The following is a 4,539-nucleotide window of genomic DNA, read 5'->3' as shown; positions in this document are numbered from 1 at the left end:
CCGCGACCTCGCTCGAGACGTTGGACTCCGCCGTCGCCGACGCCGCCCCGCTGGTCCGCTTCGACCGCGCCCGCTCCTCGTCGCCGGGGCTCGACGAACTCCTTTCCGCGCTCGCGCCGTTCGCCGACGAACGCGGCCTCGCCCTTCCGGGGGGGATCGCGGCCTGGCGGTGGGCGCTGCCGCTCGGCCGCCCGGAGCCCGCGCCGCGCGGCCTCGCGCCGTCCGACGACGCCGCGGCGTTCGTCGCCGACGCGCTCCGCCTGCGCGTCACGGTGCGCGGCGGGCCGCGCTTCGCCGCCCCGCGGGCGATCCGCCTGCTCGCCCTCGCGCGCCGCGCGCCGGCGGTCTTCACCGCGGAGGGGCTCGGCCTCCTCGCGCCCGCCGCCGACCGCTTCCCGCAGGCGCTCGACGTCGTCGCCGACGTCGCGCCGCGCGACCCCGCGCTCGCCGCGGCGTTGCTCAAGCGGTTCGACGAAATCGACCGGCTCGCCGAAGGGCCGTCGAAGCGCGCGCTCACCGCGTCGTTCGACGCGGGGCTCGAAGTTCTGCGCCTCGTCTCCCGCGCCGGCGCGCTCCCCGCCGCCGCGCGGACGACGGCGCTGCGCCGCTGGATCGACGCGCACCCCGCGAAGGGGGAAATCGGCGCGACGGCCGTCTGGCTGCGCGACCTCGCCGACTCGCTCCCCGCGCGCGGCGCGGGCGCGCCGGGACGCGGGCCGCGCGAGCGCCGCCTGCTCGGCGCGCTCGACCCGGACGCCGAGCCGCACTGCTTCCGTCTCGACGGCGTCTCCTACTGCGCCGCGCGCGCCGAGACGCTCGCGCGCGCCACGTCCGAGCGGCTCGAGCGGGCGGGACTGCCGAGCGTGGACGCGCTCGCGACGCGCGACGGCGGCGGGAAGAAGCGCAAGAGGGCCGAGGAGGCCGCGCGCGTCTCCGACCTGCTCGTCGCGCTCGTCTTCTCGCACGCCATGGGCGCCTACGCGCCCGACTCCCGCGCCGAGGCCGCGCTGTTCGGCCGCTACGCCCCGACGCGGCGCCTCTTCCCCGGCAACGCGCGCGGCGACGACTCGATCGACAACGCTTGGCGGCCCGCGGGCTTCCTGCCGCAGGGCGACGGCGGCCCGCGCCTCTACGGCGCCTTGGCCGACGCGGCGTCGCCGCTCGCGCCGTTCCGCCTCCCCGCCCCGGCGGCCGGCACGCGCGCCGGCCGCCGCGCGGCGATCGACACCGCGCGCGATCTCTTCGTCGCCTCGCGCCGATTTTCCTTCGCCCGCTGCGGCGACGACCTGGCCGCGGCGGCCGGCCTCGCCGACGACGCCGGGCGCGCGATCCTCGCCGCGGCGGCGGCGGGAGACCAGGCGGCCGCGGCGTTCGTCGCGGCGCGGCTTCCCGCGGCGCGCGCCGCGCGGCTCGCCGCCGGGCTGGACGTCGTCTCGCCGTTCGAGCGGACGGCGATCGCCCTCGGCGCGCTCGAAGGGGACGAGGCGGGGGCGGCGCGGCCCGAGTTGCTGGGCGGGCGCCGCGCCGCGCTGGAGGCGGCGAAGCGCGGCCGCCGCGGCGCGCTGCTCGCCGCGCTCGTCGAGGCCCTCGCCGACGACGGCGTCGTGGACGCGACCGGCGACGAACTGCGCCCGGCGCCGTTCGAGCGCCTCGCCGTCGAGGGGATTCCCGACCGTCTTTCGGCGCGGATCGCCTTCGAGGCCCGCCTCGCCGTCGTGGCCGAACTGGGGCGTCGGCGGCTTCCGGCCGCGACCGGCGCCGAGCTGTTTCACCTGACCGCCGAACGGATCGCCGCCTTCGCCGACCCGGCCGACCTGCGCGACTGGCGCGCTGTCGTCCGCGCGCTCGACGGATTCGGCGGCCGCCCCTTCGACGAGGTGCTGCGCGAATGCGTGGAACGCCGCTACTACCGATTGCGGGACTTCTGACCGCCCTCGCCGCGGGCGTCGCCGCCGGCGCCGAACCGGCGACGGTGCGGTTCGTCGCGCCCAAGGCGGGGCAGATCGTCGTCGGCGAGACGGTCTTCGAGGTCGCCGTCGCCGCGGCGCGGCCGCGCGTGGACCGCGTGGACGTCTACTGCGGCGGCGCCCTGATCGGCGTCGCGCGGGCGCCCGCCTGGCGCTTCGTCGCCGAAGTCGCGCCGCGCGACATGGGCGCGCCGCTCGTCGCCGTCGCCTTCGCCGAAGGGAGCGCCGTCGGCCGGGCGGAGATCCGCCCGCCGCGGATCGAGGGGCTCGGCGAGAGCGTCGAGGTCTCCCGCGTGCAGCTCTTCCCCGTCGTGCTCGACCGCGACGGCAAACCGGCGCCGGGCTTGGGCAAGGACGACTTCGAGCTGCGGGTCGAGGGCGAGCGCGTGCCGATCGCCGGCTTCTCCCCCAAGGCCTCCGCGCCGACGATCGCGCTCGCGCTCGACGCGAGCGGCAGCATGGCCGACCGCCTCGCGCTGATCGAGGCCGCGGCGCGGCGCTTCCTCGGCCGTCTCGACGCGGAGGACGTCGCCGCGCTCTACACCTTCAACGAGAACACGCGGCTGCTGCTGCCGCCGACCGCCGACCACGAGGCGGCGCGCAAGGCGCTCGAAGGGCTGGCCGCGGGGGGCAGCACGGCGCTCCACGACGCGGCGATCGAGGTGATCGGCGACCTCTCGCGGGTCAAGACGCGCAAGGCGATGGTCCTCTTCTCCGACGGCCGCGACGAGCGCAGCGTCGCCTCGCTCGACGAGGTCGTCGAGGCGGCGCGGCGCGCCGACGTGCTGATCTACACCATCGGCGCGATCCACGTCGGCGACCCGGACGAGGGCCGGCGCGACCTGCGGCAGCTCGCCGAGGAGAGCGGGGGCCGGGCCTTCGAGCTCGAGCGGCTCGCCGAGCTGGGCAGCGTCTTCGAGGCGATCCGCGCCGACCTCTCGGCGCAGTACGCCCTGGCCTTCGCCCCGCCGAAGGGGAAGCCGGGGACGAAGAGGATCGACCTGCGGACCAAGGACGGGCGCTTCACGGTGCGGGCCCGGACGCAATATCATCAGGACTGAGGAGGCGGGACCAATGCGCGCATGGGCTGTTCTCTTCGCGTGCTTGCTGCTGGCGGCGCCGGCGGCGGCGCAGACCAAGACCGAGGCCGCGCGCGCGGCCAAGCTCTGCCAGGACGGCGCGGCGAAGCTCAAGGCGGGCGACGTGCCGGGCGCGGAGGCGGACTACCGCGAGGCGCTCAAGAACGTCCCCAACCACCCCGACGCCTTCGCCGGGCTCGGGCACGCGGCGATGAAGAAGGGCGACTTCAAGGCCGCGCTCGAGAACTACGTCGCGGCGAAGAAGGCCTACGTCGAGCTGGTCAAGAAGCGCGCCGACGACGCCGACGCCGGCTACTACCAGAAGCGGATGGCGGAGGACCAGGCGCGCGACGACAAGACGCAGCTCCAGAATCCGCAGATGCACGTGACCGACAACTACCGCAACACGCAGGGGGCGGCGCTCGACAAGCGGATCGACGAGAACCGGCGGGCGGACGCGCCGGGGACCGAGCGGCGCGACGGCGTTCCGGCGGAATTCGACTTTCTGATCGGGAACGCGCAGTTCCGGCTGGGGATGCTCGACGACGCGCGCGCGAGTTGGGAGGCGTCGGCGGCGGCGCGGCCCGACTTCGCGCCGGTGCAGCTGAATCTGGCGGTTCTCGCGCTGAAGCAGCGGCGCTGCGACGAGGCGAAGACCCGCCTCGCGGCGGCGCAAAAGCTCGGGGCCAAGGCGCCGGAGGGCCTTTTGCGCGACGTCGCGGCCTGCGCTCCCTCGCATTAGCGACGCCGAAGGGGAGGCTGGCGCGCCCCGACGCTCGCAGCCGCGCTCAAGATCCCTCCGCGCCTGCCTCCCGCGCCGCGACGCGCGACTCCTTGCCTTTCGCCCGCAAGACCCGCGTGCCTATTCACGTCGTCGGTCGGTCGTCGAGGGGTGGGCCGTCGAACCCTAGAACTCAAGGGTATCGCCGGCCCCCCCCTCGACGGCCGACCTCCATCCGTCGAGCACGGCACGTCGCTTCTCGCGCCGTGCATCGACGATTCCCGCAGAGCCTCCCCATCTCGTCGCCCGGCCCCGCCGAGCACCGTCGTCCACGCGCAACCTCACGCACGATCACGCAACGCGCGAAGGCGCGTCGTACGGAGGGGGCGGGCGCGGACCCGTTGCCCGGTCGGGTCCGAGCCCGCCCCCTTCGCACGACGCGCCGTCCATCGAGCACGCGCGGGAATTGATGTTCGAGACACCGCCGATCAAGAACGCATGCGCCTTGACGTCCACGACAAACCGATTTCCCGTGGTCCACGCCGGGAGGCAGGCGCGGTGGAATCTTGAGCGCGGCAACGATCATCGGGGCGCTTCTTTGCGTGGGTCCACGCCGGGAGGCAGGCGCGGAGGAGTCTTGAGCGCGGCAACGATCATCGGGGCGCGCCAGCCTCCCCTACGCGCCGTCGGGCCGACGCGCCATGCAACGCGCGAAGGCGCGTCGTACGGAGGGGGCGGGCGCGGACCCGTTGCCCGGTCGGGTCCGAGCCCG

General features: G+C 75.7%; 3 protein-coding genes. All 3 read left to right on the top strand.

Annotated elements, in window-relative coordinates; translation table 11 throughout:
- Positions 1-1,928, top strand: a 1,928-nt coding sequence (locus tag LLG88_09765) for a hypothetical protein (protein ID MCE5247190.1), incomplete at its 5' end; no start/stop codon positions are given.
- On the top strand, positions 1,889-3,028 hold the full coding sequence (locus LLG88_09760) for a VWA domain-containing protein (protein ID MCE5247189.1): 1,140 nt from the start codon (positions 1,889-1,891) through the stop codon (positions 3,026-3,028). The genes LLG88_09765 and LLG88_09760, both read left to right, overlap by 40 nt.
- A gap of 13 nt (positions 3,029-3,041) precedes the next feature.
- Complete coding sequence (locus LLG88_09755; GenBank protein MCE5247188.1) at positions 3,042-3,788, top strand: tetratricopeptide repeat protein; 747 nt, start codon at positions 3,042-3,044, stop codon at positions 3,786-3,788.
- Positions 3,789-4,539: the final 751 nt, after the last annotated feature.

The sequence above is a fragment of the bacterium genome (genome assembly GCA_021372775.1).
Taxonomy (GTDB): Bacteria; Acidobacteriota; Polarisedimenticolia; order J045; family J045; genus JAJFTU01.
This window is presented reverse-complemented; position numbering and strand designations above follow the sequence as displayed.